At 72.2% G+C, this 25,470-nt stretch carries 21 protein-coding genes and 1 pseudogene; 8 read left to right on the top strand and 14 right to left on the bottom strand.

The genetic code is table 11. The features are described 5' to 3' along the window. Nucleotides 1–17: 17 nt before the first annotated feature. The 4 genes from kdpB to NLX94_RS03835 form a co-directional block, all read right to left on the bottom strand. Nucleotides 18–2,117 carry a potassium-transporting ATPase subunit KdpB gene (gene kdpB / locus NLX94_RS03850; protein ID WP_254381107.1) on the bottom strand — a complete coding sequence of 700 codons (2,100 nt, stop codon included), beginning with the start codon at nt 2,115–2,117 and terminating at the stop codon, nt 18–20. Then, on the bottom strand, nt 2,114–3,793 hold the full coding sequence (gene kdpA, locus NLX94_RS03845) for a potassium-transporting ATPase subunit KdpA (RefSeq protein ID WP_254381106.1): 1,680 nt from the start codon (nt 3,791–3,793) through the stop codon (nt 2,114–2,116). Before kdpA ends, kdpB begins: the two co-directional genes overlap by 4 nt. Before the next feature lie 6 nt (nt 3,794–3,799). Beyond that, nucleotides 3,800–3,889, bottom strand: a complete 90-nt coding sequence (gene kdpF / locus NLX94_RS39260; RefSeq protein WP_037807443.1) for a K(+)-transporting ATPase subunit F — start codon at nt 3,887–3,889, stop codon at nt 3,800–3,802. A 270-nt stretch (nt 3,890–4,159) separates the two neighbouring features. Further along, the gene (locus tag NLX94_RS03835) at nt 4,160–4,444 is read right to left on the bottom strand and encodes a hypothetical protein (protein ID WP_254381105.1); all 285 of its coding nucleotides are present in this window, start codon (nt 4,442–4,444) and stop codon (nt 4,160–4,162) included. 238 nt (nt 4,445–4,682) lie between these two features. Between NLX94_RS03835 and NLX94_RS03830 the strand changes: the two genes are divergently transcribed. From NLX94_RS03830 to NLX94_RS03810, 4 genes and pseudogenes are all read left to right on the top strand, one after another. Next, the gene (locus NLX94_RS03830; protein WP_254381104.1) at nt 4,683–5,018 is read left to right on the top strand and encodes a YnfA family protein; all 336 of its coding nucleotides are present in this window, start codon (nt 4,683–4,685) and stop codon (nt 5,016–5,018) included. Nucleotides 5,019–5,143: 125 nt separating this feature from the next. Beyond that, entirely contained in the window at nt 5,144–5,803 is a 660-nt protein-coding gene (locus tag NLX94_RS03825; protein ID WP_254381103.1) for a pentapeptide repeat-containing protein, read from the top strand. Nucleotides 5,804–5,985: 182 nt separating this feature from the next. Continuing rightward, complete coding sequence (locus NLX94_RS03820; RefSeq protein WP_254381102.1) at nt 5,986–6,672, top strand: response regulator; 687 nt, start codon at nt 5,986–5,988, stop codon at nt 6,670–6,672. Nucleotides 6,673–6,865: 193 nt separating this feature from the next. Then, nucleotides 6,866–7,228, top strand: a pseudogene (locus NLX94_RS03810) (cation transporter); the annotation flags it as partial. A gap of 15 nt (nt 7,229–7,243) precedes the next feature. Here the strand turns inward: NLX94_RS03810 and NLX94_RS03805 are convergent. The 3 genes from NLX94_RS03805 to NLX94_RS03795 form a co-directional block, all read right to left on the bottom strand. Then, nucleotides 7,244–8,077 (bottom strand): alpha/beta fold hydrolase, encoded by an 834-nt coding sequence (locus NLX94_RS03805; RefSeq protein WP_254381101.1) that lies wholly within the window; start codon nt 8,075–8,077, stop codon nt 7,244–7,246. A 103-nt stretch (nt 8,078–8,180) separates the two neighbouring features. After that, the gene (gene lysA, locus NLX94_RS03800) at nt 8,181–9,515 is read right to left on the bottom strand and encodes a diaminopimelate decarboxylase (protein WP_254381100.1); all 1,335 of its coding nucleotides are present in this window, start codon (nt 9,513–9,515) and stop codon (nt 8,181–8,183) included. 4 nt (nt 9,516–9,519) lie between these two features. Further along, nucleotides 9,520–9,930, bottom strand: a complete 411-nt coding sequence (locus NLX94_RS03795; protein WP_254381099.1) for an SAV_915 family protein — start codon at nt 9,928–9,930, stop codon at nt 9,520–9,522. 364 nt (nt 9,931–10,294) lie between these two features. Here NLX94_RS03795 and NLX94_RS03790 point away from each other — a divergent pair, with 364 nt between their 5' ends. Together NLX94_RS03790 and NLX94_RS03785 are read left to right on the top strand one after the other, a co-directional pair. Continuing rightward, nucleotides 10,295–11,134 carry an acetylxylan esterase gene (locus tag NLX94_RS03790; protein WP_254381098.1) on the top strand — a complete coding sequence of 280 codons (840 nt, stop codon included), beginning with the start codon at nt 10,295–10,297 and terminating at the stop codon, nt 11,132–11,134. Continuing rightward, complete coding sequence (locus tag NLX94_RS03785; protein ID WP_254381097.1) at nt 11,131–12,546, top strand: carboxylesterase/lipase family protein; 1,416 nt, start codon at nt 11,131–11,133, stop codon at nt 12,544–12,546. The genes NLX94_RS03790 and NLX94_RS03785 overlap by 4 nt, the downstream gene beginning before the upstream one ends. Before the next feature lie 21 nt (nt 12,547–12,567). On the opposite strand, the gene NLX94_RS03780 is transcribed toward NLX94_RS03785, so the two are convergent. Together NLX94_RS03780 and NLX94_RS03775 are read right to left on the bottom strand one after the other, a co-directional pair. Next, nucleotides 12,568–13,716, bottom strand: a complete 1,149-nt coding sequence (locus tag NLX94_RS03780; RefSeq protein WP_254381096.1) for a CdaR family transcriptional regulator — start codon at nt 13,714–13,716, stop codon at nt 12,568–12,570. Between the two features lie 79 nt (nt 13,717–13,795). Then, nucleotides 13,796–14,164, bottom strand: a complete 369-nt coding sequence (locus NLX94_RS03775; protein ID WP_254381095.1) for a hypothetical protein — start codon at nt 14,162–14,164, stop codon at nt 13,796–13,798. Between the two features lie 477 nt (nt 14,165–14,641). Between NLX94_RS03775 and NLX94_RS03770 the strand changes: the two genes are divergently transcribed. Then, a complete protein-coding gene (locus NLX94_RS03770; RefSeq protein ID WP_254381094.1) occupies nt 14,642–14,977 on the top strand; it encodes a hypothetical protein in 336 nt (111 codons plus the stop codon). A gap of 41 nt (nt 14,978–15,018) precedes the next feature. Here the strand turns inward: NLX94_RS03770 and NLX94_RS03765 are convergent, their stop codons facing one another. The 3 genes from NLX94_RS03765 to NLX94_RS03755 all read right to left on the bottom strand — a co-directional run bounded on the left by NLX94_RS03765 (nt 15,019) and on the right by NLX94_RS03755 (nt 22,165). Beyond that, the gene (locus tag NLX94_RS03765; protein WP_254381093.1) at nt 15,019–17,469 is read right to left on the bottom strand and encodes a glycoside hydrolase family 3 C-terminal domain-containing protein; all 2,451 of its coding nucleotides are present in this window, start codon (nt 17,467–17,469) and stop codon (nt 15,019–15,021) included. Between the two features lie 167 nt (nt 17,470–17,636). Beyond that, complete coding sequence (locus tag NLX94_RS03760) at nt 17,637–19,826, bottom strand: discoidin domain-containing protein (protein WP_254381092.1); 2,190 nt, start codon at nt 19,824–19,826, stop codon at nt 17,637–17,639. 131 nt (nt 19,827–19,957) lie between these two features. Continuing rightward, nucleotides 19,958–22,165, bottom strand: a complete 2,208-nt coding sequence (locus NLX94_RS03755) for a discoidin domain-containing protein (RefSeq protein ID WP_254381091.1) — start codon at nt 22,163–22,165, stop codon at nt 19,958–19,960. 263 nt (nt 22,166–22,428) lie between these two features. Between NLX94_RS03755 and NLX94_RS03750 the strand changes: the two genes are divergently transcribed. Then, nucleotides 22,429–23,166, top strand: a complete 738-nt coding sequence (locus NLX94_RS03750) for a VOC family protein (protein ID WP_254381090.1) — start codon at nt 22,429–22,431, stop codon at nt 23,164–23,166. 72 nt (nt 23,167–23,238) lie between these two features. Here NLX94_RS03750 and NLX94_RS03745 read toward each other — a convergent pair whose 3' ends face one another. After that, nucleotides 23,239–24,594, bottom strand: a complete 1,356-nt coding sequence (locus NLX94_RS03745; protein ID WP_254381089.1) for a GH1 family beta-glucosidase — start codon at nt 24,592–24,594, stop codon at nt 23,239–23,241. 32 nt (nt 24,595–24,626) lie between these two features. Then, complete coding sequence (locus NLX94_RS03740) at nt 24,627–25,466, bottom strand: carbohydrate ABC transporter permease (RefSeq protein WP_254381231.1); 840 nt, start codon at nt 25,464–25,466, stop codon at nt 24,627–24,629. Nucleotides 25,467–25,470: the final 4 nt, after the last annotated feature.

The following is a 25,470-nucleotide window of genomic DNA, read 5'->3' as shown; positions in this document are numbered from 1 at the left end:
GGTCAGCACGTTCCTAATCAGGAGAGGCCGGGGATGAGGGTGATGAGCATGTCGATGACCTTGATGCCGATGAACGGGGCGATGAGGCCGCCGAGTCCGTAGATCCCGATGTTCCGGCGGAGCATCTTGTCGGCGCTGGTCGGCTTGTACTGGACGCCCTTGAGGGCGAGCGGGACCAGCGCGATGATGATCAGCGCGTTGAAGATGACCGCGGAGAGGATCGCCGACTCGGGAGAGGCCAGGCCCATGATGTTGAGCTTGTCCAGGCCCGGGTAGACCGCCGCGAACATGGCCGGGATGATTGCGAAGTACTTCGCGACGTCGTTGGCGATGGAGAAGGTGGTCAGGGCTCCGCGGGTGATCAGGAGCTGCTTGCCGATCTCGACGATCTCGATGAGCTTGGTGGGGTTGGAGTCGAGGTCCACCATGTTCCCGGCCTCTTTGGCGGCCGAGGTGCCGGTGTTCATCGCGACACCCACGTCCGCCTGGGCCAGCGCGGGTGCGTCGTTCGTCCCGTCGCCGGTCATGGCGACGAGCTTGCCGCCGGCCTGTTCCCGTTTGATGAGGGCCATCTTGTCCTCGGGGGTGGCCTCGGCGAGGAAGTCGTCGACGCCCGCCTCTTCGGCGATGGCCTTGGCGGTGAGCGGGTTGTCGCCCGTGATCATGATGGTCTTGATGCCCATGCGGCGCAGCTCGTCGAAGCGTTCGCGCATGCCCTCCTTGACCACGTCCTTGAGGTGGATGACACCCAGGACCCGGGCCCCCTTCTCGTCCTCCACCGCGACGAGCAGCGGCGTACCGCCGGCCTCGGAGATGCCGTTGGCGAGGAGGTCGGCGTCCTCGGAGACCAGGCCGCCCTGCTCCTTGACCCAGGTGATGACCGAACCGGCCGCGCCCTTACGGGTCTTCTTGCCGTCCACGTCCACGCCCGACATACGGGTCTGTGCAGTGAAGGGGATCCATTCGGCGTGGGCCAGTTCGCCCTGGTGGCGTTCGCGCAGGCCGTACTTCTCCTTCGCGAGGACCACGATCGAGCGGCCCTCGGGGGTCTCGTCCGCGAGGGAGGAGAGCTGTGCGGCGTCGGCCAGTTCGGCGGCCTTGGCGCCGGTCACGGGGACGAACTCGGAGGCCTGGCGGTTGCCGAGGGTGATCGTGCCGGTCTTGTCGAGCAGCAGCGTCGAGACGTCGCCGGCGGCCTCCACCGCCCGTCCGGACATGGCGAGCACGTTGCGCTGCACGAGCCGGTCCATGCCGGCGATGCCGATGGCGGAGAGCAGGGCGCCGATCGTGGTCGGGATCAGGCAGACCAGCAGGGCCGTGAGCACGATCATCGACTGCTTGGCGCCCGCGTACATGGCGAACGGCTGGAGGGTGACGACGGCGAGCAGGAAGACGATGGTCAGCGAGGCGAGGAGGATGTTCAGCGCGATCTCGTTGGGTGTCTTCTGCCGGGCGGCGCCCTCGACCAGGTTGATCATGCGGTCGATGAAGGTTTCGCCGGGCTTCGTCATGATCTTGATGACGATGCGGTCGGAGAGCACCTTGGTGCCACCGGTTACGGCCGAGCGGTCGCCGCCCGACTCGCGGATGACGGGGGCGGATTCGCCGGTGATGGCGGACTCGTCCACGGACGCCACGCCTTCGACGACGTCGCCGTCGCCGGGGATGATGTCGCCGGCCTCGCAGACCACGAGGTCGCCGATACGGAGCTCCGTGCCCGGGACCTGTTCTTCCACCGAGCCGCTCAGGCGGCGGGCCACGGTGTCGGTCTTGGCCTTGCGCAGGGTTTCGGCCTGGGCCTTGCCGCGGCCCTCCGCCACCGCCTCGGCGAGGTTGGCGAAGATGGTGGTCAGCCACAGCCAGGCGGTGATCGCCCAGCCGAACCAGTCGGTCGGGTCCTTGATCGCCAGCACCGTGGTGACGACCGAGCCGATCAGGACCACGAACATGACCGGCGACTTGATCATCACGCGCGGGTCGAGCTTGCGGACGGCGTCGGGGAAGGACTTCAGCAGCTGCTTGGGGTCGAAGAGGCCGCCGCCCACGCGTCCGGAGTCCGGCTTGTGGCCGGTGGGCACGTCCTGGTGCGGAGCCCTCGTAGGGGTGGCGGTGCTCATGAGGCGAGCCCTTCGGCGAGCGGACCCAGCGCCAGGGCCGGGAAGTAGGTCAGACCGGTGATGATGATGATCGTGCCGACCAGCAGGCCCGCGTAGAGGGGCTTGTCGGTGCGGAGCGTTCCCGCGGTCTCGGGGACGGGCTTCTGCTCGGCGAGGGAGCCGGCCAGCGCGAGGACGAACACCATCGGCAGGAAGCGGCCCAGCAGCATGGCGATGCCGATGGTGCTGTTGAACCACTGGGTGTCGGCGTTCAGGCCCGCGAACGCGGAGCCGTTGTTGTTGGCGCCCGAGGTGTAGGCGTACAGGATCTCGGAGAAGCCGTGCGCCCCGGAGTTCGTCATGGAGTTGCCCGGGGTGGGCAGCGCCATGGCGGCCGCGGTGAAGCACAGGACCAGGGCCGGGGTGATGAGGATGTAGCAGGCGGCGAACTTGATCTGGCGGGTGCCGATCTTCTTGCCGAGGTACTCGGGGGTGCGGCCGACCATGAGGCCGGCGATGAACACCGCGATGATCGCCATGATCAGCATGCCGTAGAGCCCGGAGCCGACGCCGCCGGGCGCGATCTCGCCGAGCTGCATGCCGAGCAGCTGGATGCCGCCGCCCAGGCCGGTGTAGGAGGAGTGGAAGGAGTTGACCGCGCCCGTGGAGGTGAGCGTGGTCGCCACCGAGAAGATCGAGGACGCGGCAATGCCGTACCGGGTCTCCTTGCCCTCCATCGCACCGCCGGCCGCGTCGAGCGCCGGACCGTGGTGGTTGAACTCGGTCCACATCATCAGACCGGTGAAGACGAGCCAGATGGTGACCATCGTCGCGAGGATCGCGTAGCCCTGGCGCAGGTTTCCGACCATGCGGCCGAAGGTGCGGGTCATGGCGAAGGGGATGAGGAGGATCAGGAAGATCTCGAAGAGGTTCGAGAAGGGGGTCGGATTCTCGAAGGGGTGGGCGGAGTTGGCGTTGAAGTAGCCGCCGCCGTTCGTGCCGAGTTCCTTGATGACCTCCTGCGAGGCCACGGCCCCGCCGTTCCACTGCTGCGTGCCGCCGAAGCCGTGCCCATTCAAAAACTGGCCGACCTCGTGGATCCCGGCGAAGTTCTGGATGACCCCGCAGGCGACCAGGATGAGCGCGCCGATGACCGCGATCGGCAGCAGGATGCGGACGGTGCCGCGCACCAGGTCCGACCAGAAGTTGCCGAGCTCACCGGTACGGGAGCGCGCGAAGCCCCGTACGAGGGCCACGGCCACGGCCATGCCCACGGCGGCGGAGACGAAGTTCTGCACCGCGAGGCCGCCGGTCTGGACGACGTGGCCCATGGCCTGCTCGCCGTAGTACGACTGCCAGTTGGTGTTCGCCACGAAGGAGGCGGCCGTGTTGAAGGCCTGGTCCGGGTCGATGGCGGCGAAGCCGAGCGAGCCGGGCAGGATGCCCTGGGCGCGCTGCAGGCCGTAGAGGAAGAGGACGCTCACCGCCGAGAAGGCGAGGACGCCGCGGAGGTAGGCGGGCCAGCGCATTTCGGCCGACGGGTTGGCGCCGATGGCCTTGTAGATCCACTTCTCCGGGGCGTAGTGCTTCTCGGAGGAGTAGACGCGGGCCATGTAGTCGCCGAGGGGGCGGTAGGCCAGTGCGAGTGCTGCGGTCAGTGCGAGGAGCTGGAGCACACCAGCGAGTACGGGGCTCATCGGTGGCTAGAACCTCTCCGGGTACACAAGGGCGAGGACGAGGTATCCCAGCAGGGAGACGGCCACGGCGAGGCCGACGATGTTTTCGACGGTCACAGCTTGGCCACCCCTCGGGCGATGAGAGCCACCAGCGCGAACACCGCGACCGTGGTGACGACGAAGGCCAGATCGGCCATCGTGAGCTCCTGAGTGAAGAGGAAGAAATGAATCGGCCAGCTGGCCGATGACGAGACAACCCCGTCTTCACCCGGGTGTTAAGACGCCTTGACGGGGTCCTTACGGCCGGACGGGAACCCTTGACGGCACCCTTACGCGACACGGTCGCCCGAGGGGTGGCCGGCGGGTGCTCGGCGGGTCGGCGGGTGGTCAGCCCTGGTGGGACAGCCCCGCCGTGTCCAGTGCAGTGCCGGCCTGCGCGGCCAGGGCGACGGCCACCAGGCGGGCTTCCTCGGAGGGCAGCGGGCTTCCCGGGGCCGGGTCGAGGAGGAAGCGGCCGTAGTAGGGGCCGCCGCCGACGGCACGGAGCTCGGTCCCGCCCTCGGGCCGGTCCACGCACTCCGTGATCCGGTTCCCCCGGCGCAGCCGCACGAGCGGATCAGCGCCGCGCTGGACGGCCGGGCGGCCGAGGTGGAGCTGATCGAGCTGCCGCATCTACCGCAGCCCGGACGGCCGTACGGACGGCGCGCCGGGCGTGGAGGAGCTGCGCCGGGCCTTCACCGGCGCGGCGGTGTCCGGGAGCGGGGAAGCGGGCGAGGACTGCTGCGAGGCGGGTCCGGTCGACCCGCTCGACGCGATCGGGCGGGCCGGCCCGGGGCAGGCGGGCCCCCGCCGGGCGCGGGCTCCGGGTGCGTGGCCGCCGGCCCGGGCCCCGCCGGTACAGTCGGCCGGTATGACCGTCGCTCGTTCCGTCGCGCTGTTCGCCGTCGCCGCCCTGTTCGAGATCGGTGGCGCCTGGCTGGTCTGGCAGGGCATCCGCGAGCACAAGGGCTGGATCTGGATCGGCGCCGGCGTCATCGCCCTCGGCCTCTACGGCGTGGTGGCCACCTTCCAGTCGGACGACGACTTCGGGCGCATCCTCGCCGCGTACGGCGGGATCTTCGTGGCCGGTTCGATCGCCTGGGGCATGGTCGCCGACGGCTACCGCCCCGACCGCTACGACGTGATCGGCGCCCTGGTCTGCCTCGCGGGGATGGCCGTGATCATGTACGCGCCCCGCAGCCACTGACCCGACCGGCCCCCGGCCATGCGATTTGGGTGAATTGGGGACTTGTCGACAAGATGGAGGTGTCTCCCGGGCCGGCTCGCCGTGCCGGTGGAGACTGCCCAGTGCGCTCCCCGGAGGATGTGGTCATGGTCGTCGGCGTTCCCCAGGATCCGTCCCAGCTCTCCTACGCGCACCGCCTGGAGCCGTTCGCGGGGCGGATCGAGCGCGAGGAGACCTACGAGTGGATCCGGTTCGAGGGTGAGGTCTTCGACTCCGCCGACGCGGGGAGCTGCCGGTTCGGGGAGTCGGTGTTCTCCTCGGTGAGCCTCGACCGGACCCGGCTGCGGCGGGCCAGGTTCGACGACACCTGGTGGCACACCCCCCGCCTGGTCGGTGTCGACGCCGCCGAGAGCACCTGGCTGGACAGTACGATCACCGCCGGCGTCTGGGCCGGGGTGGAGGCCCACGGGGCCGAGTTCCGTCGGATCGTCTTCCACCAGTGCAAGCTCGACTCCGTCAACTTCCGCGCGACCGACCTGCGCAACGTCACCTTCGTGGACTGTCTCCTGCGGGACGTGGACTTCGGCCAGTCCACGCTGACGGACGTCACATTCCCCGGGACCACCCTGGACCGGGCCCGGTTCGACCGGGCCGTGATGAGCCGCGTCGACCTGCGCGACGCCGCCGGCCTGGAGATCGCTTCGGGCGTGGAGGCCCTCAAGGGCGCCACCATCAGCACGACCCAGCTGTTCGAGCTCGCACCGGCGCTGGCCCGGCAGGCCGGCATCACCGTCAAGGACCACTGAACCCGTCGCGGGGCGACCGCGGGCCCCGCGGACCGTATGGGGTGCGTCAAGGTTGCGGCCCTCGCCGTATGGACGTGGTCAAGGCGTGCCGAACGGGCCGGAACCGGCTGTTTCATCGAGCTGACGGTGCATGCCGTACGGGATGACGTACGGCATGACGACGAGCGGAAGGCGGCACGCCGATGACCCGGGTACTGGTGGTGGACGACGAGCCGCGGCTCGCGCGGCTGATGGCCATCAATCTGAGGGCCCGGAAGTACGAAGTGGACTGCGCGGAGGGCGGTGGCGCGGCCCTGGACGCGGTGGCGGCCCGGCGCCCGGACGTGGTGCTGCTCGATCTCGGACTGCCCGACATGGACGGCATCGAGGTGATCGAGCGGCTGCGCGTGTGGTCCCAGGTGCCCGTCCTGGTGGTCTCCGCCCGCCACGGCTCCGAGGAGAAGGTCCGGGCCCTGGACGCCGGGGCCGACGACTACATCACCAAACCGTTCAGCATGGACGAGCTGCTGGCCCGGCTGGGATCCGTCACCCGGCGGACGTCGGCGCAGGGCCCGGACGCCGGCGGCGAGGCGGTCGTCGAGACCGAGGGGTTCACCGTCGACCTGGTCGCGAAGAAGGCCAGGCGCGCGGGGGTGACCATCCGGCTCACGCCGACGGAATGGCACCTCCTGGAGGTCCTGATCAGGAACCGGGGCCGGCTCGTCAGCCAGCGGCGGCTGCTCCAGGAGGTCTGGGGCTCCTCGTACGGCACGCAGACCAACTACCTGCGCGTGTACATGGCGCACCTGCGGCGCAAGCTGGAGGCGGACCCCTCGCACCCGCGCCACCTGATCACCGCCCCCGGCATGGGGTACCGCTTCGACGCGTGAGTGCGGCGTCGCAGGCGCCCGCCTACCCGGCCGACCTCGCCGAGGCCCTGGGGGTCTCGCGGACCCGGATGTCGAACCAGGCGGCGAGGGCGAAGAAGGAGCCTGCGACGATCCGCAGCGTGGTCTTCTCCCGGGCCTCGCGCAGGGCGTGGTCGCGGGCGGAGAACTGCCAGGCGACCGCGGCGGCGGAGGTGGCTCGGGTCCCGGCATCGTCATCGCCGCCCTCTCCCTGGCCGTCATGCCGTTCCTCTCCGCCGCCCAGCGCAGGGCGGGCCGTGAACTCGGCTCCGCGAGCGCGGTCGCGGACTCCCAGCAGACCCTGCTGTGCACCTACCTGTCCGCCGTCCTCCTGGTGGGCCTCGCCCTCAACGCCACCCTCGGCTGGTCCTGGGCCGACCCCGTCGCCGCCCTCGTCATCGCCGCGATCGCCGTCAAGGAAGGCCGCGACGCCTGGCAGGGCAAGGGCTGCTGCGCACCCGGCGCCCACAGCCCCGCCCCGGCCGCCCAGGACGCGGACGCCTGCGGCTGCGCGCCGGGCTGCACCTGCTGTTCCTGACCACCCCGCCCGGGGTCAGCGCTCCGCGGTGAGGAAGCGCAGCAGGACCTCGGCGGTCTCGCCCGGGTGCGTCAGCAGCCCGCCGTGGGCGGCCCCGTCCACCTGGGCGAACTCCCCGCGCGGCAGCACCGCGGCCGCGGCGCGCCCGGTGTGCGGGGGGAAGTACAGGTCGTGCTCGAACGCCACCGCCAGTGCGGGTGCCCGTACCTCGGCGAGGGCGGCCATGCGACTCGGATCGCGCAGCCAGCCGCTGGACGCCGCCGACTGCCCGGCCTCGCCCGCGGGCGCAGCCCACACCGATTCCTGCCCGCCCAGCAGCTCCCGCCAGGCCGCCACCTGCTCGGCGTCGTCGCGGAGCACCGCCGGCGGCAGCGTGGTCAGCAGCGTCTGCAACGCCGCGAACGCCGGGGGCAGATGCCCGAAGAGGCCGATCAGCTCGGCCTCGGCGTCCAGGACCGCGTCCACGACACCGGTCAGGGGACCGGCCCCCGCCATCAGGACCAGCGCCCCGACCAGGTCCGGGCGGGTCCGGGCGAGGAGCTCCGCGGTGAAACTGCCGAGCGAGTAGCCGACCACCGCCGCGTCCCGGAGCGCCAGGTGGTCCATGAGGCCGGCGAGGTCGCCGGTGAGCTGGGCCATCGTGTACGGGGCCGGGGGCGCGTCCGAGGGGGCGACCCCGCGCGCCGCGTACGTCACCACCTCGAAGCCCGCAGCCACCAGCGCGCCCCGCAGCCCGGAGAACTCCCATGCCACCGGCGGCATGCCGGTGCCCCCGGCCAGCACGACCGGCCGGCCCGCGCCCGCCCGCTCGTAGGCGATGCGTACGCCTCCCACCACGACCGATTCCATGACCGCCCCCGCCCCCGTCACCCGCGTCCGGACCGCACCGACGGCCCATCATCGCGGCCCTCCGCACAACTGCCCAGAGCGGTGACGGGGTTGATCGTCCCGGTCAGTCGCCGACGTCGCGGCTGCGGAAGTCGTCCAGCGTCTCGCGCCGGACCAGCAGCCGGGCCGTGGCCTCGTGGACCGCGATGACCGGGGGACGGCCGACCAGGTTGTAACCGGAGGCCATGGATAGCTGGTACGCGCCCGCCACCGGCACGGCGAGCAGGTCGCCGGGGTGGATGTCGGCCGGCAGTTCCACGTCGGCGGCGAGGACGTCGCCCGCCTCGCAGTGCCGGCCCACGACCGTGGCGGTGCGGACTCCGGCCGTGGAGTGGCGCCCCACGAGCCGGGGCGCGTACCGCACCCCGTACAGGGCGGGGCGCGGGTTGTCGCTCATCCCGCCGTCGACCGCCACGAAGACCTTTTCGCCGGTGTGCTTGACGGCGAGCACGCGGTACAGGGCGACTCCCGCCGGCCCGGCGATCGCCCGGCCCGGTTCGATGGCGAGCCGGGGCACGGCCAGCCGGGCGGCGGCGCAGCTCTCGGCGAGCTCGGTCCGCAGCTTGCGGGCGAGCGCGGTGAGGTCGAGGGCGGGTTCGCCCGGCCGGTAGGCGATGCCGTGGCCGCCGCCCATGTCCAGCTCGGGCAGGACGATGCCGTGCGCGTCGCGGACGCGGGCCATCAGTCCCACCATCCGGCGCAGGGCCACCACGTACGGCTTGACCTCGGTGATCTGCGAGCCGATGTGGCAGTGCAGGCCGGTCAGTTCGAGCTGCGGCTGTCCCAGGATCTTGGCGATGGCGTGCTGGGCGCCCCCGTCGGTGAGGGACAGGCCGAACTTCTGGCCCTCGGTACCGGTGCGGATCTTGTCGTGGCCGCCGGCCGAGACGCCCGGCACGACCCGCACCATGACCTTCTGGTGGCCCCGGGGGCCCACGGAGGCCGCGATCCGGGCGATCTCGGCGGGGCTGTCGATGACGATCCGACCCACCCCGAGCCGCAGCGCGGTCTCGATGTCCCGGGGCGACTTGGCGTTGCCGTGCAGCACGATGCGCTCGGGAGGGAACCCCGCGGTCACGGCGAGTTCCAGCTCCCCGGCGGAGCAGACGTCCAGGCCGAGGCCCTCCTTGCGGATCCAGCGCACCATCGCGCGGGAGAGGAACGCCTTGGCGGCGTACAGGACGGGGGAGTCGGGGAAGGCGGCGCGGTAGGTGCGGCAGCGCTCCCGCACCTCGCCCTCGTCCACCACGTAGGCCGGGGTGTCGAACCGCTCGGCGATCTCCGCCAGCGACACCCCGCCGACGGCCAGGCCCCCGTGCGGGAGGCGGGTGGTGGAAGCGGGCCATATGGACAGGTCGTCGGTGCCGGCCGGAATCTCCGGGAGGGCGGTGATGGTCATGGCCTCAGGCCCTTCGGGCGGTCCGGGCAGGGCTCTCGGGCGCCTGCGGAACAGCGGCGACGGAGACGGGACCGGCCGGCGTGGCCGGTGCCGCGGCCGGTGCCGGGGTGACCGCCGGCGCGGTGAGGGTGGGGTCGACGGTGACCAGGGATGCCCCGAGCGGTTCGGCCATCGAGCGCAGCGCTGCCTCGGAGAGCCGGATCCACGGCTGCCCGTCGCCGAGGGTGGCGGCGAGCAGCCGGGCACTGGTGAAGCCGACCGCGGTACGGGCTCCCAGCGGGGTGCGGAACAGGCGCACCACCCTCCGCGACGCGGGTCCCGGCCGGGCCGGCACGTACAGGGCCGGTACGCACCGGGGCCCGGCCGGGACCCGTTCCTCGGGCTCGGGGTCGTCTTCGTAGCGGAACAAACACATGGGGCCCTCCCGGAGGAACCACTGGTGGCAGGTGGGGCCCCGGGTGCGGGGAGGCAGTCCGGGGCGTGACACCGAAGCTATCCCCGCCTCCCGGCCCCTGTGGTCCCCCCATGACGTGACCTTGACGGCCACCGGCCCAGTCCATACGGATCACTGACGGGCGGGGGCCCACACGGCCGGGGCGGCCCCGAGCATGGCACCTCCGCCGCGCCCGTGGCTCTCGGCAGGTTGCACGAACCGGGGCGCCCCCGCTTGCCGCGCCGGCGCAGAGACGGGCCGTGCGGCGTGCTCCAGGATGTGCGCTCAGACAAGGCACGAGCCGGGCGGGACGTCCGGTTCACCGTGACGGCATCGGGAGTCCGCTGTGTTCTGGAGAAAACCGCTCGTCCCCCTGACCGCGTTCCTGCTCCTGCTGACGGCCTCCGCCGGCGCGGCGGCGGCAGCACCGGCCGACACCGCGGCCGTGGCAGCCCCGGCCGGCTACGGCGCGCCCGGCCCGTACGCCACCGAGGTGGAGGTCGGGGTGGTCACCACCCTCTACTACCCGCGGGACATCGCGACCAGCGACCGCCGCCACCCCGTGATCGTGTGGGGGAACGGCACCTTCGCCTTCCCGGTCGTCTACCGCGACCTGCTGCTGCACTGGGCGAGCCAGGGCTTCATCGTCGCCGCCGCCAACACCCCGCAGTCCAACCTCGGCATCTCCATGCGGGCCGGCATCGACCTGCTCGCCCGCCGCGACGCCGATCCCGCCAGCCCCTTCCACGGCAGGGTCGACCTGGAGCACATCGGCGCCTCCGGCCACTCGCAGGGCGGAGCCGCCGCCATCGTCGTCGGCGCCGACCCGCGCATCGACACCGTCCTGCCCATCCAGCCCGGGCCGCTCGCCGACATCGACGACGTGCGCGTCCCCGCGCTCCTCCTGGCCGGTCAGAAGGACAGCATCGTCTTCCCCTTCCTGGTCAAGGCCTTCTACGAGGACGCCGACCACATCCCGGCCGTCTACGGGGAACTGCGCGGCGCCGACCACTTCACGGTCGTGGGCGACCCCGGCCCGTTCGCCGCGCCCACCACCGCCTGGTTCAAGGCCCACCTGATGGGGGACCAGGCGGCCCGCGCACAGTTCCTCGGGGCGGCCTGCGGGATCTGCGCCGACAGCGGCACCTGGTCCGACGTCCGCCGCAACGCCCTCGCCACCCGGTGACCGGGACCTCCGCGGACCTCGTCGCGACCACCGGCCAGGGCAGGGTCCGGGGCCGCTTCCAGGACGGGATCGCCGCCTTCCTCGGCATCCCGTACGCCGCCCCGCCCTTCGGCGCCCACCGCTTCCGCGCGCCCGCCCCGGCCGAGCCCTGGGAAGGGGTGCGGGACGCGCGGGAGTTCGGGCCCACCGCCCCCAAACGCCCCTACCGCCCGCCCCTCGACCGGCTGATCCCCGACCCCGACATCGCCGGGGACGACTGCCTCAACCTCAACGTCTGGACCCCGTCCACCGGTGCGGGCCGGCTGCCCGTCATGGTCTGGATCCACGGGGGTTCGCTGCGCAACGGCTCGTCGAGCCTGCCCCTCTACGACGGGCGCGCCTTCGCCCGCGACGGGGTGGTCCTGGTCTCCGTCAACTACCGGCTCGGCGTGGAAGGGTTCGGAGTCTTCCCCGACGCCCCCGACAACCGGGGCCTCCTCGACCAGATCGCGGCCCTGACCTGGGTCCGCGACAACATCGCCGCCTTCGGCGGGGACCCGGCGAACGTCACCGTGTGCGGGGAGTCCGCCGGAGCGATCAGCATCGCGGCCCTCCTGACCAGCCCCCGCGCGAGCGGACTGTTCCGCAGGGCGGTCCTGCAGAGCGGCCCGCCGCACACGGTGTCGCGCCGAGAGGGCGCGAAGACCGTACGGGCGATGGCGAAGCGGCTGCGGATCCCGGCCACCGCCGGGGCGTTCGCGGCGGTGGACCGGGAGCTGCTGCTGGACGCGCAGGCCGCCGTGACCGGCCGGGCCGACCCCATCGGCGGCGGCCCCGGCTTCCACATCGTGACCGACGGCGACGTGGTGCCCGCCGACCCGGCCCTTCCCCGGGCCGACCTGCTGCTGGGATGCAACCGGGAGGAGTACCGGCTGTGGTTCGTCCCCGGTGGAACCGTCGACCGGATCAGCCGGCTCACCCTGCGCCTCGCCCTGCTGAAGTTCCGCGTCCCGCAGCGGGTGGCAGGCCTGTACCGGGCCACCCGGCCGGACGCCGTACCCGGTGAGATCCTCGGGGAGATGGCCACCGACCTGCTGCTGCGGGGGCCGCTCAACCGGCTCGCCGACTCCCGGCCCGAGCGCACCTTCGTCTACGAGTTCGCCTGGCGCTCACCCGTGATGGGGCTCGGCGCCTGCCACGCCCTGGAGATCGGGTTCGTCTTCGACACCCTGCGCGCCGCCGAGGACCTGACCGGGCCGGGCGCCCCCCAGCCCCTGGCCGATGCCATGCACCGGGCCTGGGTCGCCTTCGCCAGGACCGGGGACCCCGGCTGGCCCGGCTGGAACGCGGAGCGGCCCGTCATGGTCTTCGACCACCCGGGCGCGGGCCCGGTCCTCGCACCCCGCCACGAGGAACTGCGCGCCTGGCTCTGACGGAAGACGGGCTCGGCGGGCTCAGCAGCCGTCCGCCGTCCCGTCCGCGGGCCCGGCCAGGTCCCTGGCGACCAGGGCCGCCTGGATCAGCCGGGCCTGCTCCGGTACCGCGAGGTCGAGGCCGGTCAGCGCGCTGACCCGCTGCAGCCGGTAGTCCAGGGTGTTGCGGTGGACGCACAGCTCCAGCGCCGTCCGGCGGCGGTTGAGGCCCCGCTCCACGAACACCCGTAGCGTCTGGAGCAGGAAGGGGTGCTCCTCCAGGGGGTCCAGTTTGGCCGCCAGCCGTACGAGGCCCTGCCCGGGGCGCGCGATCTGGTACTCCAGCAGTACGTCGTCGAGGCGGTAGCACCCGGGCGGACGGCCCAGGCGGCGTACGAGATCCAGTACGCGGCCCGCCTCCTGAGCAGCCACCGGGACGGCCGCCGGGGCGGAGGAGCGGGCGGCGGCGGCCAGCACCGGCTGCCCCACGTCCTTCTCCAGCCGGGCCACCAGCCCCGGTACGTCGGGCCGGCCCGGCAGCAGGGCGATCCCGGCGACGTGGTCCACCAGCACGGGGGTCCCGGTGAAGGCGTCGAGCGAGGACTGCACCAGCCGCGGCGGCGGATCGGACGCGAAGGCGAGGGCGAGCACCTCGTGCTCGCCCGCCACGGTCACCCGTGCCACGGCGGCCAGTTCCTCGTAGGGGCGTCCCGCCAGCAGGGCCCCGAGCAGGGCGCGCCGTACCCGCTTGTCCTCGCCGTACAGGTCCTCCTGGGCGTTCTGGTGGGCGAGGACGACCGCGGGCAGCGCCGCGTGCAGGCAGGAGAGCAGCCTGCCGCCCGCCCCGCCCAGCTCACCGGGATCCGCGACCTCCGTCAGCGCCTGCCACCACACCTCGGCGCCGATCAGGTACGCGGCGATCACCGCTTCGAGGGGGACGCGCTCCTCGGCCCGGCGCGCCGACCATTCCACGAGCCGGGTCAGATCGCCCGGGCTCATCGCACCCGCGCCGCCCTCGCGCAGGGCCCGGAGCAGCAGGGCGTACACCGCCACGACCGACCGCGACACCTCGCCCTGGAGGGTGGCGGGGGGCAGCGCCCCGTAGAACGGCGCCTCCGCCGCGCAGCGCGCGACCACGACGGCGGTGAGGTCACCGACCCGGGCGGCCATCCGGGCGTGCAGGTCCGACATCGGCGCATCGTCACACCGCCCCGGGCACGCCGTCAATCGAACCGGCACCGTGCTGGACCGGACGCCGTGCCGGACAGCACTACTTGCTTCCGTGCAGGAGGGAGAGGAAGGAGGGGATCTCCATCGGGCGGGCGCCGCTGGTCATGGCCCGGTGGGCGTGCGAGACGGTGCCGGCGCGCAGGATGCGGATGACGTGGCTGCCGCAGCCGGAGCATTCGGAGCGGGTCAGCGGGGAGGGGACCGGGTCGCCGTCCACGGTGCAGAGCGTGCGCCGGACGCCGGTGGCGTCGATGTAGTGCTGGACGTCGTACTGCTTCTCCCAGCCGAAGCCGCAGTCCAGGCAGCTGAAGGCGTAGGACTCGTGGAGGACCCCGGGAACGGTGTGGGGGGTGGTCCCGGTGCGCGGGGTGAGGTCGGTGAAGGTGCTGAAGGCGTCGATCGCGGTCATCGCGTGTTCCTCGTGACCAGTGGTGGATGTCTCGTCCGCATCCGCTGCGGTGCCAACGGGGGCCGGTGCCCGGTCTCTCGCTCCGGCCTCTTCCAGGAAACGCCCGCGGACACCGTGGCGGGGGCCGCGAACGACCCGTCTTCGGGGGTCCACCGCCTACCGCGCCGGGACGATCCGTCAACGAAAGTGAGCCGCCGCGCCGGGCCGCTGCGCGCCTTCCTCGGCCACGCCTCCGGCCGGCCCGCCGTCTTCCAGCCCACCACCCGCAACGACAAGCTCATGTACGGGGTCCCTCTCCCCGCTCCCTTTCGCGCACGTGCGCGGCCCTCCGGGCGGGCCGGTGGGCCCCGGAACCGGGACCTTCACGGCCGTCCGGCCGCGCCCCCGGGGTGTGTGATGGACGTGGGCATCCGGCCCGGCCGGCCGGTGCCTCCCGCCACCCGACCCGGTGGAGGGAACACCGTGAGGGAGGCCTCCATGTACTTCACCCGGTCCGACACGTGCTTCGCACCGCTTTCGGGACCCTTCCGCCCCGGTGACGTGATCCTGGAGCCGTACGCCTTCACCTGCCTGGCCTGCGGGGACCGCTCGGAGCGGGACTACGAGGTGATCTGCCGGATGGGGAACCTGGCGGTGGACCGCGAGGTGTTCACCGTCGACGGAGAAGTGGTCCCGCCGCCCACGGCGCCGCGCAGGTGCGCGAACTGCGACAGCGCGGAGGTCCGCGCCGAGCCGACCCGGGCGGCCACCGTGGCGCACGACCTGCCCGTACCCCGCAGGCGTCTGCGGGGCCTCGGCCGCGGCCGCCGCTGAGCAGTGCACGCCCTGCGGGCCGCCGCGGACGGACCGGGGGTTCACCGGGCCTCCAGGACCTCCAGCGTCCCGCCCCACGACAGGTCACCGGCCGACCGGCCCACCATGACCCGGTACGGCCCGGGTTCGGTGCACCACGCCTCCTCGGCCTCGGACCAGTGCCGCAGTGCGCGGGCCGGGACCTCCACGACGGCGGTCGCCCACGTGCCGGGCTCCGCACGCACCGCCGCGTAGCCCGCGAACCAGCGGACGGGCCGCTCGACGGCGGACTCCGGGCGGGCTAGGTACACCTGCACCACCTCGCGGCCCGGCCGCGCGCCCGTGTTGAGCACCGGTACGCGGACCGTGAACGGTGATCCCGCCACGACCTCGGAGGGGGCGTCCGCCGCCCCGTACTCCCAGGTGGTGTAGCCCAGGCCGTGCCCGAACCAGTAGGCGGGCTCCCTGCCGCTGAGGAGCCAGGCCCGGTGTCCGATGTGCACGCCCTCCTCGTAGGCGAGCCGCCCGCCGACGGGCCGGGCGTCGGTGACGGGGGCGTCGGCCAGGGCGGCCGCCCAGGTGGTGGGGAGGCGGCCGCTCGGCTCGGTGTCCCCGAACAGGACGTCGGCGAGCCCGGTCCCGGCCTCCTGCCCGGGGAACCAGGTGAGCAGGACCGCTCCCGCCCCGTCCCGCCAGGGCAGCTCGACGGGGCCGCCGCTGTTGACCACGGCGATCGTGCGCGGGTTGACGGCCGCCACGGCGCCGACCAGGGCGTCCTGGTGGCCGCCCAGGGAGAGGCCGACGCGGTCGTGCCCCTCGGTCTCGGTGTGCTCGGTGGTGCCGACCACCACGATCACGGCGTCCGCGTCGCGGGCCGCCCGGACGGCTTCGGCCAGCGCGGCCACCGGCTCGGGCTCCGGCGGAGCCGCCGCGAGGATCGTGGCGCGCCCGGCCCCGGGCACCAGCTCGCGCCGCGCGGTCAGCAGGACGGGCTCCCTCGTGTCCACGGCCGCCCGCACGGTGTGCAGGGGCGGGTTCACGTGGACGACGGCCGGGTCGTCGGTGGTGCACGGGAAGGCGCCGTCCAGCAGGGTCCGGCCGCCCAGGGTGAGGCTCATGCGGCCGAAGCCCGCGATGCCGAAGGTCCATTCGCCTGTCGCCGGCGGCCGTACGAGCGCGCTGATCTCCACGGTCCGCGCGGCGGGACCCACGGGCGGCTCCAGCTGGGTCCCGGACAGCCGGTGCTCCGCGTGCAGTTCGCGGCCCGCCCCGTCCAGCAGGCGCAGCAGCACACCGGGCTTCCCCGAACGGGGGTCGGCGCACCAGTCGGTGCCGAGGGGCGCGGGGGGAACTCCCAGTCCCGGACCCGGTACGTGGACCACCTCGGCGAGGCCGTCCAGCCGGGCGCGGATCCCGTCGAGGGGGGTGACCACGTGCGGGGGGAAGACCCCCGCGCTGCCCCCGCCCTGCACCCGCGGGGCGGCGGCGTGCACGCCGATGACGGCGACCTTCGCCAGGGACCCGGGGTCGAGCGGGAGCACCCCGCGGTTGGCCAGCAGCACGCATCCCGCGGCCACGGTACGGCGCAGCAGCGCGCGCGTCCGGTCCGCTCCGTCCGGCGCGGGCGCCGGGACCGGGGTGCGCGGCTGCCGGTCCGCCGCGAGGGCCCCCACGCGTCCGGCCAGCCGCAGCAGGCGCCGCACCTTCTCGTCGACGGCCTCCTCGGGGACGTGCCCGTCCTTCACCGCCCGCACGAGGGAGGCCTCCCAGGGGCCCTGGGGGCCCGGCATCGCCAGGTCGAGCGCGGCGAGGGCCGGCTCCCTCGCCGAACGCAGGGCGCCCCAGTCGGAGACCACCACCCCGTCGAAGCCCCAGTCGCCCTTGAGGGGCTGCGCGAGCAGCGGGCTGGCGGTCATGGTCGCGCCGTTCACGCCGTTGTAGCCGGCCATCACCAGCCACACGCCCGCCTCGACGGCGGCCTCGAACGGAGCCAGGTACACCTCGCGCAGCACTTGCGCGGAGGCCCGTACGTCCACGTGCATCCGCCCGGTCTCGGAGTCGTTGGCCACGAAGTGCTTGGCCGTCGCCGCCACCCCCGCGGCCTGGATGCCCCGGATCAGCGCCGCGCCCGTACGGCCGGTCAGTACGGGATCCTCCGAGAAGCACTCGAAGTGCCGGCCGCCCAGCGGAGTGCGGTGCAGGTTGAGCGTGGGCGCCAGGACGACGTCCACGCCCTTGCGGACCGCTTCCGAGGCGAGCAGACCCCCGAGCTCCTCGGTCAGGCCCTCGTCCCACAGCGCGCCGATCGCGGACGCCGACGGCAGCAGGGCGGAGGTGAGCCGCTCGTCCCAGGCCTCTCCCCGCACCCCGGCGGGACCGTCGGAGGTCACCATCTCGCGCAGGCCGACGGCCGGTTCGGCGGCCGTCCGCCACGTCGTGGCCCCGGACAGCAGCCGCACCTTCTGCACCAGGTCGAGCTTCTCCAGCAGCCGGCCGAGCACGTCCTCGTCCATCCCCACCCCCATCACCATCACGTCGTCCGCTCCCCGTCCACGGGCGAGCGCTTGCCAAAGAAGACCCGGCCCTCCCCGGTGTTCGGACGGGGAGGGCCGGGCCCTACGGAGCGCCGGCCGTGTCAGGGCGGCCGGTGCGCCGCGTTCGGTACCGCGTCGTCAGCGGGTCAGCTGTAGACGCCGAACTCGTGGAGCGAGTAGCCCCAGCCGGTGCCGCGTGCGGTCAGGTTCAGCCGTACGTGGCGGGCGGTCGCCGAGAGGCCGACCGTGTCGATGTCACCGTTGCCGGTCGTGGTGGTGTGCACGGTGCGCCAGTTGGCGCCGTCGTCGGAGAGCTGCACCTCGTAGGACTTGGCGTAGGCCGGGTCCCAGACCAGCTGCAGGGTGCGGATCGCGGTGGGAGCGCCCAGGTCCACCTGGATCCACTGCGGGTCGCTCCAGTCACTGGCCCAGCGGGTGCCGGTGTTGCCGTCGGTCGCCTTGGCCGGTGCGCACGGGCAGTCGCCGTACGAGGCCTGGAAGGAGGAGGCGGTCGTCGGCTTGTTCAGCGCCACGTTCGTGCCGCTCACCGGCGGGGCGACCACCTTGACGGACTTCGTCTCGATGCCCGCGTTGCCGCGGCCGTCCTCGGCCTGGATGTAGACCTTCCAGACGCCGAGCTTCTCGGGAGCGGTGACGGCGAAGGTTCCGTTGCCGGTCGAGCGCCACTGCGCCTCGACCAGGCGCTTGTCGCCGTTCGCGTAGTTGCCGCTGAGGAAGACCTTGTAGGTCAGCGGGTCGTTCTGCGGGTCGCTGATGTTGGCGCGGACCGTGAACTCACCGCCGGCCGGGGCCTGCGAGGCCTGGTCGACGGTCATGTTGCTGATGACCGGAGGCGTGTTGTCGCCCGCGGTCGAGCCGGTGTACGCCTTCTTCACCGCGTAGTACGAGAGCCGCTTGAGCCCGTCGGGCAGCAGGTTGAACCAGATGCCCCCGAAGTCGTGCTCGATGCCGTAGTGGAACATCGTGGCGCCCAGGGCCACGCCCTGGTGGCCGGTGATGCAGTTCCAGGCGGTGGTGTACCCCTCGGCGGTCTGCACGTCGGTCTTCTGGTCGGGGATGCCGTTGGCGTCGTTCGGGACCTCCCACTCACCGGCCGGGCCCGTCTCGGTGATGATGTACGGCTTGGTGTAGCCGCCGTCCAGCCAGTCCTGCTTCACCCCGCAGATGTCCCCGTAGGAGTTCATCGAATACAGGTCGAGGTCGGGGGAGTTGCGCTTGTAGTACGGCCACGCGCCCGTCCAGGCGTCGGTCGAGGTGACCGGGTGGTCCGGGTCGATGGAGTGGATCTTCTTGGCCACGTCGTTCACGAAGGTGGTGTAGGCGTTGCGCTGCGCCTCCAGCTCCGTGCCGCTGTAGCAGTTCTGCAGACCGAGGACGGACTCGTTGCCCACGTTCCACATGAGCGTGGCCGGGTGCGACTTGTAGGCGTCCACCCACTTCGCGAACTCGGTGAGCATGGTGCTCTTGTACGCCGAGTCCGTCACGTAGTTGACGCAGCCGCCCGAGCCGGGGCCGCCGCCGGGCTGCAGCCAGAACCCGTTGATGACCCGGATCCCGTTCGCCGCGGCGGTGTCGAGGAGCGGCTTGGTCGAGCCGTCCGTGCCCCAGGTGCGGATGGTATTGACGCCCATGGACTTCACGTCGGGCATGTACTTCGGGGCGTCCGCGACGGACGGCCCCCAGGTCAGGCCCTTGACGGTGTAGGGCTGCCCGCCGACGGTCAGCTGCCAGTTGGCCTGGGAGCCGGCCACGCGCACCGCGCCGCCGGGGCCCGGGGGCACGTCCTCGGCCGTGCCGTAGACCTGGAACTCCCAGAGGGAGTAGCCGTAACCGCCGGAGCGGACCAGGCCGTTCATCCGTACGTAGCGGCCGCTGCCGGAGATCGCGAGCTCGTCGGTGCCGCCGTCGCTGCCGGTGACGGACTTGGCGGTGCGCCAGTTCGCGCCGTCGTCCGAGACCTGGATCTCGTAGTTCTTGCCGAAGGCGCCCTCCCAGGTGAGGACGACGCGGCTGAGGCTCCGGCTCGCGCCGAGGTCCACCTGGATCCATTCGGCGTCGCGCCACTGGCTGGCCCAGCGGGTGCCGGTGAGGTTCCCGTCGAAGGCGGCGGCCGCGGAGTAGCCCTCGCCCTCCTGGGAGGAGGCGGTGGCCGGCTTCCCCTGGGAGAGCAGGGTCTCCGCGGCGACGGCGGTGGGGGCGGAGGCCAGGGTGAGCGAGGAGGCGAAGAGCGCGCCCAGGGTGACGAGGGCGGCCGCGCCGCGCGTGCGGCGGGGGGTGCGGCGGGGCGTCGTTCTGGTGGAGGGAGGGGGGATCATTGCGGCTCCTGGTGTCAATGGCGGGGTGTGCGGAGCCCCTGGGCCGGGGCGCGGAGATCGGTTCACCCGGCCCAGGGGAGACGGGGACGGTTCCGGCGGGTCGGCGGAACCGGTGGGGGAGGCGCGGCGGCTCAGGGGAAGGAGACCACCGTGGAGGGAACGGTCGAGGTGCCGGCGGGGACCGTGGACGCCCCGGTGTCGTTGATGACGTGGGCGTAGTGGCCGTTGCCGCCGAGCGACACCGTCAGGAGGCTGTGGAACCTGACTCCCGGCTTGACCGGGGCCTTGAAGCCGTGGTCCTGGATGATCGTCGGATCGACGTTGTAGTTGCTGTACGAGCCCAGGCCCCAGGCTTCGTGGGTGTTGACCGAGTCGTCCACCCGGTAGGCGGCGTATCCGCGGGTGCCGCCGTTCTGGATGGCGGCCTGGTTCGGGGCGTCGTAGGCCTTCTCGTTCTGGTAGAAGACCGTCTTTCCGCGCTCGCCGAACCACTCCACGTCGTACTTGTTGAAGTGCTCGACGAACAGGCCCGTCGCGAGGACGTCGTCACCGTTCACCCGCACCCCGTAGTCGGCGCGGTTGGTCTCCCAGCCCACGCCCTCGCCGTGGTCGGCGCGCCACACCCAGGTGTGGTCGACGATGGTGTCGTCGCTGTTGACGACCATGCTGGTGGTCGCCTTGCCCGCGCCGGCGCCGCCGACGCGGATGTAGACGTCCTGCACGGTGGTGGGGTTGGCGGCGTGGTCGGCGGAGGAGTTCTGCGGTCCGAGCTCCAGCAGGGTCGGCGAGTTGACCGGTCCCGCATCGATCAGGAAGCCGGCGAGACGGACGCCGTCGACGTCGGCGACCTTCATCGCGGTCACCCCGTTGTCCGGGATGATCGTGGCGAGGCCGAGGCCGAGCACGATGGTGTTCGCGCGGTTCACGTCGATCGTCCGGTCGACGTGGTAGACGCCGGGCGTGAACAACAGGTTCAGGCCCTGGGCCAGTGCCTGGTTGATCGTGGCGGCGGTGGCGCCGGGCTTGACCACGTAGAACCGGCTGAGCGGGACGGACTCGCCCTGCGGGGTGCCGTTGGCCCAGCTGGTTCCGCGGGCGTTGGTGCGCTTGGCCGGCGCGAACACCTTGTACTCGTTGCCGTCGAGGTAGAGGTAGGGCTTCTCGCGGGAGACGGGCGTGGTGTCGAGCGTGGTGTAACGGGGCTCGGGGAACGCGTTGGCCGGAGCGCCCTCGACGCCGGAGAAGGTCTGGTTCCACACGCTGTTGGACCAGCCGCCGATGGAGCTGTCGCGGGTGTACCACTGCTGCTGCGAGTAGTTGCCGACCTGGCCGTCGATCTTCGAGTCGGCGATGTAGCCGCCGCTGGCCCAGCCGTAGCCGTCCGGTGCCAGGTTGAGCGCGCCCTTGACGTGCATGCGGCGGAAGGAGGAGGCCTGCGAGACCGCCCACCGGTTGGTGCCGCTGACCGGGTTGAGGGTCAGACCCTCCGCGCCGCGCCAGAAGTTCTGGGTCGCGTTGCCGTTGAACCAGCCCGCATCGACCGTCACGTCACCGTTGATGGTGGTGTCGCCCGGGCGCAGGCCGAGGCCGGCGATCTGGGTGTAGAAGCCGATCTGGGCGTTGATGTTGTTGTACGTGCCCGGCTTGAGGAGGAAGGCGTGCCGGCCGCTACCGAACTGCGCCGACTCCTGCTCCTGGAAGACCCGGTCCAGCTCGGCCTGGATGCCGGGGGTCGACGGATCCACGATGTGCACGTTGGGGCCGAGGTCGCCGCCGCCAGGCAGGGTCGGCCCGCCCCCGTCGCCCCCGGTGGTCCCGAACACCTTGAACTCCCAGAGCGAGTAGCCGTATCCGGTGGCCCTGGAGACGCCCTGCATGCGGACGTAGCGGGCGGTCCCGGTGATGTTCACGGTTTCGGTGCCGCCGGCGCCGGTGGCGGTGGAGTAGGCCGTGGACCAGTCGGTGCCGTTGACCGACAGCTCGATCCGGTAGGCCTTGGCGTAGGCGGCCTCCCACTGCAGGACGACCTTGCTCAGCTCGGTCGCGGCGCCGAGGTCCACCTGCAGCCACTGGGCGTCGGAGGCGGCGCTGGACCAGCGCGAGCCGTTGTCGCCGTCGACGGCGCCGGTGGCCGGGGTGCCGTAGTGCTCCTGGCTGGAGGCCGTGACCGCCTTGCCCTGGGAGACCGGCGCCGGCTCGGCCGAGGCGGCGGGGGAGGACGGGGTCAGCGCGAGCAGGCCGCCGACGAGGGCGGTCGTGACCGCCCCGGCGATCCCCCTGCGGGTGGAAACCGGGCGTCGTCCGCGGGGCAACGCGGGGACAGGTATGCCAGTTGGCATGGGTGCTCCTTTAACGAACCTGAAACGGGAGAGCGCTCTCCAGACCTTGCCCGTAACGCGATCGACCGGTCAAGGAGCTTGACGTCTTTTCTTTCGGCTTTCATTAAGTGCAGAGGTGTGAAGTGCGCTTCTCTCACTGCACGTCACCGAGTCGTCGCGGAGCTGGACTTCGGGCCGGTTCTAGGGGGTGTCCGCAAAGTCCCGCCGGCCGCCCGCAGGGCGGGGCAGGTGGGACTTTGCGGACACCCCCTAGGATCTCCGGCATGGCGACGAGGCTCGTACAAATCAACATGAAGGCCCACGACGACTCCGCCCTCGGCCGGTTCTGGGCGGAGGCGCTCGGGTGGGGTGTCGACAGCGAGGCGCCCGGCGTGACGAACCTCGAGCCCGTGGGCTTCGCCTACCCCGACCCCGTGGCCGTCTGCGTCGACCTCGTCGCCCGCCCGGAACCCAAGGTGGGGAAGAACCGGGTGCACCTCGATCTGGCGACCACCTCGACCGCCCATCAGGCGGAGCTGGTCGCGCGCCTGCGCGACCTCGGCGCGACGCTCGCCGACGTGGGGCAGGGCGACGTCCCCTGGACCGTCATGGCCGATCCGGAGGGCAACGAGTTCTGCGTACTGGAACCCCGGCCGGTCTACCGGGACACCGGTCCGGTGGCCGCGGTGGTGGTCGACTGCACCGACCCGCGGGCCATGGCCCGGTTCTGGGGCGAGGCGATGGACTGGACGCGCCACGAGGTCACCGACGGGCAGGCGTCCATGAGGTCCGCCGAAGGAGTCGGCCCCTACCTGGAGTTCGTCCGCACCCCCGACACCAAGAGCGGGTGGAACCGCGTCCACCTCGACGTCCGCCCCTACCCCGGTGACGATCCGGCGGCGGAGGAGGCCCGGCTGCGCGCCCTGGGCGCCACCGACCCCGGTGTCGACCGGTCCTTGATCTCGTGGACGGTCCTGGCCGACCCGGAGGGCAACGAGTTCTGCCTCCTGGCCCCTGGCTGACCCCGGGGGTACGCCGAGACGCCCGGCCGGGGATCCCGGCCGGGCGTTCCGTACGGGCACGGACCGCGCGGGTTACGCGTGGAGGCGGCCGTGGGCGGCGACGATGTCCGCGTAGCGGTGGCCGCTGGTCTTCAGCGTGCGCTTCTGGGTCGCGTAGTCGACGTGGACCAGGCCGAAGCGCTTGTCGTAGCCGTAGGCCCACTCGAAGTTGTCCAGCAGGGACCAGGCGTAGTAGCCGGCCAGCGGTGCGCCTTGGCGGACGGCCCGGGCGCAGGCCGCGAGGTGCTGCTCCAGGTAGGACGTGCGCTCGGGGTCGTCGACCGCCCCGTCGGGGCCGACGGTGTCGGGGAAGGCGGAGCCGTTCTCGGTGACGTAGAGCTTGCGCACGCCGTAGTCGTTGGTGAGGCGCAGCAGCAGGGATTCGATTCCGGCGGCGTCGATCTGCCAGTCCAGTCCGGTGCGCGGGACGTCCGGGAGGCGGACCTCGCGGGCGAAGGGGACCGGCCCCCGGGCGTCGTCGGCGACCGTGGCGGGGAAGTAGTAGTTGAGGCCGTGCCAGTCGAGGGGCGCGGCGATGGTCTCCAGGTCCCCCGGGCGCTCGGGGAGCTCGACTCCGTACAGCTCCCGCATGTCGGTGGGGAAGCCGCGTCCGTAGACGGGGTCGAGCCACCAGCGGTTGGTGTGCCCGTCCATGCGGACGGCGGCGGCGACGTCCTCGGGGTCGTCCGAGGCGGGGACCACCGTGGAGTGGTTGGTGACGAGGCCGATCTGCGCGCCGGGTGCTGCGGCACGGAGGGCCTGCGTTGCCAGGCCGTGGCCCAGCAGCAGGTGGTAGGAGGCGCGGACGGCTGCGGTCAGGTCGGTCAGGCCGGGGGCCATGCGGCCTTCCAGGTGGCCGATCCAGCCCGAGCAGAGCGGTTCGTTGAGGGTGGCCCACTGCGTGACGCGGTCACCGAGCCGCTCCGCGACGGCGGTGGTGTAGGCGGCCAGGTGTTCGGCGGTCTCGCGGACGGTCCAGCCGCCGCGGTCCTGCAGGGCCTGCGGGAGGTCCCAGTGGTAGAGGGTCACCGAGGGGGTGATGCCGGCTTCCAGGAGCCCGTCGACGACCTTGTCGTAGAAGTCGAGACCCCGGGCGTTGACCGGTCCGGAGCCGTCGGGGACGATGCGCGGCCAGGCGATCGACATGCGGTAGGCGTTCGTCCCCAGCCGCTTCATCAGGTCGATGTCCTCGGGCCACCGGTGGTAGTGGTCGCAGGCCTCGTCACCGGTGTCGCCGTTGTCGACCTTGCCGGGGGTATGGGAGAAGGTGTCCCAGATGGACGGCCCGCGGCCGTCCTCCTTGACGGCTCCTTCGATCTGGTACGCGGAAGTTGCCGTGCCCCAGGCGAAGTCCTGGGGGAAGGCGCCGAGGTCAAGGGAATCGGACACAGCAGACCTTTCACAAGTCATGGGAGGAGGGGCTACTTGACCGCGCCGGCGGTCAGCCCGGTGACGAGGTAGCGCTGGAGGAGGAGGAAGCCGCCGACGACGGGCAGGCTCACGACGAGCGAGGCGGCCATGACCTGGTTCCAGTACACGTCGTTCTGGGTCGAGTACCCCTGCAGCCCCACCGCGAGGGTGCGGGTCGCGTCGTTGGTCATCACCGAGGCGAACAGCACTTCGCCCCAGGCCGTCATGAAGGCGTACACGGCGACGGCGACGATGCCGGGGATCGCGGCGGGCACGATGACGCGGAAGAGGGCGCCGAGCGGTCCGCAGCCGTCGACCTTGGCGGCCTCGTCGAGGTCCCGGGGGACCGAGTCGAAGTATCCGATCAGCATCCAGATCGAGAACGGCAGCGAGAACGTCAGGTAGGTGAGGATCAGCCCGGCCCGCGAGCCGAACAGCGCGATCCCGGTGGCGTTTCCGATGTTGACGTAGATGAGGAACAGCGGCAGCAGGAAGAGGATGCCGGGGAACATCTGCGTCGACAGCACCGTGACGGTGAAGACCCGCTTGCCGCGGAAGGAGTAGCGGCTGACGGCGTAGGCCGCGAAGATCGCGATGACCACGGAGAAGACGGTCGCCGCACCGGCCACGATCAGCGAGTTCATGAAGTAGTCGCCGAGGGGGACGGTCTTCCAGATGTCGAAGTACGGCTGGATGGTCAGGCCCGAGGGGATCCACTGGAACTTCCCCGACACGTCCTGCAGCGGTTTGAGCGAGCTGGAGATCATGACGTACACGGGCAGCAGGACGAACCCGGTGAGGAGCGTCAGGAAGACCAGCCGGCTCACGAGGAACGACTTGGGGGGCGCCATCGGC

The organism is Streptomyces sp. TBY4, from assembly GCF_024213195.1.
In the GTDB taxonomy this organism is placed as follows: domain Bacteria; phylum Actinomycetota; class Actinomycetes; order Streptomycetales; family Streptomycetaceae; genus Streptomyces.
Note: the sequence above shows the minus strand (reverse complement) of the source record. Positions and strands in the feature narration are given on the sequence as shown.

Coding starts and splice junctions, on each gene's coding strand:
- NLX94_RS03830 (WP_254381104.1), top strand. CDS start 4,683: ATGACCGTCGCTCGTTCCGTCGCGCTGTTCGCCGTCGCCGCCCTGTTC.
- NLX94_RS03820 (WP_254381102.1), top strand. CDS start 5,986: ATGACCCGGGTACTGGTGGTGGACGACGAGCCGCGGCTCGCGCGGCTG.
- NLX94_RS03770 (WP_254381094.1), top strand. CDS start 14,642: ATGTACTTCACCCGGTCCGACACGTGCTTCGCACCGCTTTCGGGACCC.
- NLX94_RS03780 (WP_254381096.1), bottom strand. CDS start 13,716: ATGTCGGACCTGCACGCCCGGATGGCCGCCCGGGTCGGTGACCTCACC.
- NLX94_RS03795 (WP_254381099.1), bottom strand. CDS start 9,930: ATGTGTTTGTTCCGCTACGAAGACGACCCCGAGCCCGAGGAACGGGTC.
- NLX94_RS03755 (WP_254381091.1), bottom strand. CDS start 22,165: ATGCCAACTGGCATACCTGTCCCCGCGTTGCCCCGCGGACGACGCCCG.
- NLX94_RS03740 (WP_254381231.1), bottom strand. CDS start 25,466: ATGGCGCCCCCCAAGTCGTTCCTCGTGAGCCGGCTGGTCTTCCTGACG.
- NLX94_RS03825 (WP_254381103.1), top strand. CDS start 5,144: ATGGTCGTCGGCGTTCCCCAGGATCCGTCCCAGCTCTCCTACGCGCAC.
- NLX94_RS03765 (WP_254381093.1), bottom strand. CDS start 17,469: ATGGACGAGGACGTGCTCGGCCGGCTGCTGGAGAAGCTCGACCTGGTG.
- kdpB (WP_254381107.1), bottom strand. CDS start 2,117: ATGAGCACCGCCACCCCTACGAGGGCTCCGCACCAGGACGTGCCCACC.
- NLX94_RS03805 (WP_254381101.1), bottom strand. CDS start 8,077: ATGGAATCGGTCGTGGTGGGAGGCGTACGCATCGCCTACGAGCGGGCG.
- NLX94_RS03760 (WP_254381092.1), bottom strand. CDS start 19,826: ATGATCCCCCCTCCCTCCACCAGAACGACGCCCCGCCGCACCCCCCGC.
- NLX94_RS03835 (WP_254381105.1), bottom strand. CDS start 4,444: ATGCGGCAGCTCGATCAGCTCCACCTCGGCCGCCCGGCCGTCCAGCGC.
- kdpA (WP_254381106.1), bottom strand. CDS start 3,793: ATGAGCCCCGTACTCGCTGGTGTGCTCCAGCTCCTCGCACTGACCGCA.
- NLX94_RS03775 (WP_254381095.1), bottom strand. CDS start 14,164: ATGACCGCGATCGACGCCTTCAGCACCTTCACCGACCTCACCCCGCGC.
- NLX94_RS03750 (WP_254381090.1), top strand. CDS start 22,429: ATGGCGACGAGGCTCGTACAAATCAACATGAAGGCCCACGACGACTCC.
- lysA (WP_254381100.1), bottom strand. CDS start 9,515: ATGACCATCACCGCCCTCCCGGAGATTCCGGCCGGCACCGACGACCTG.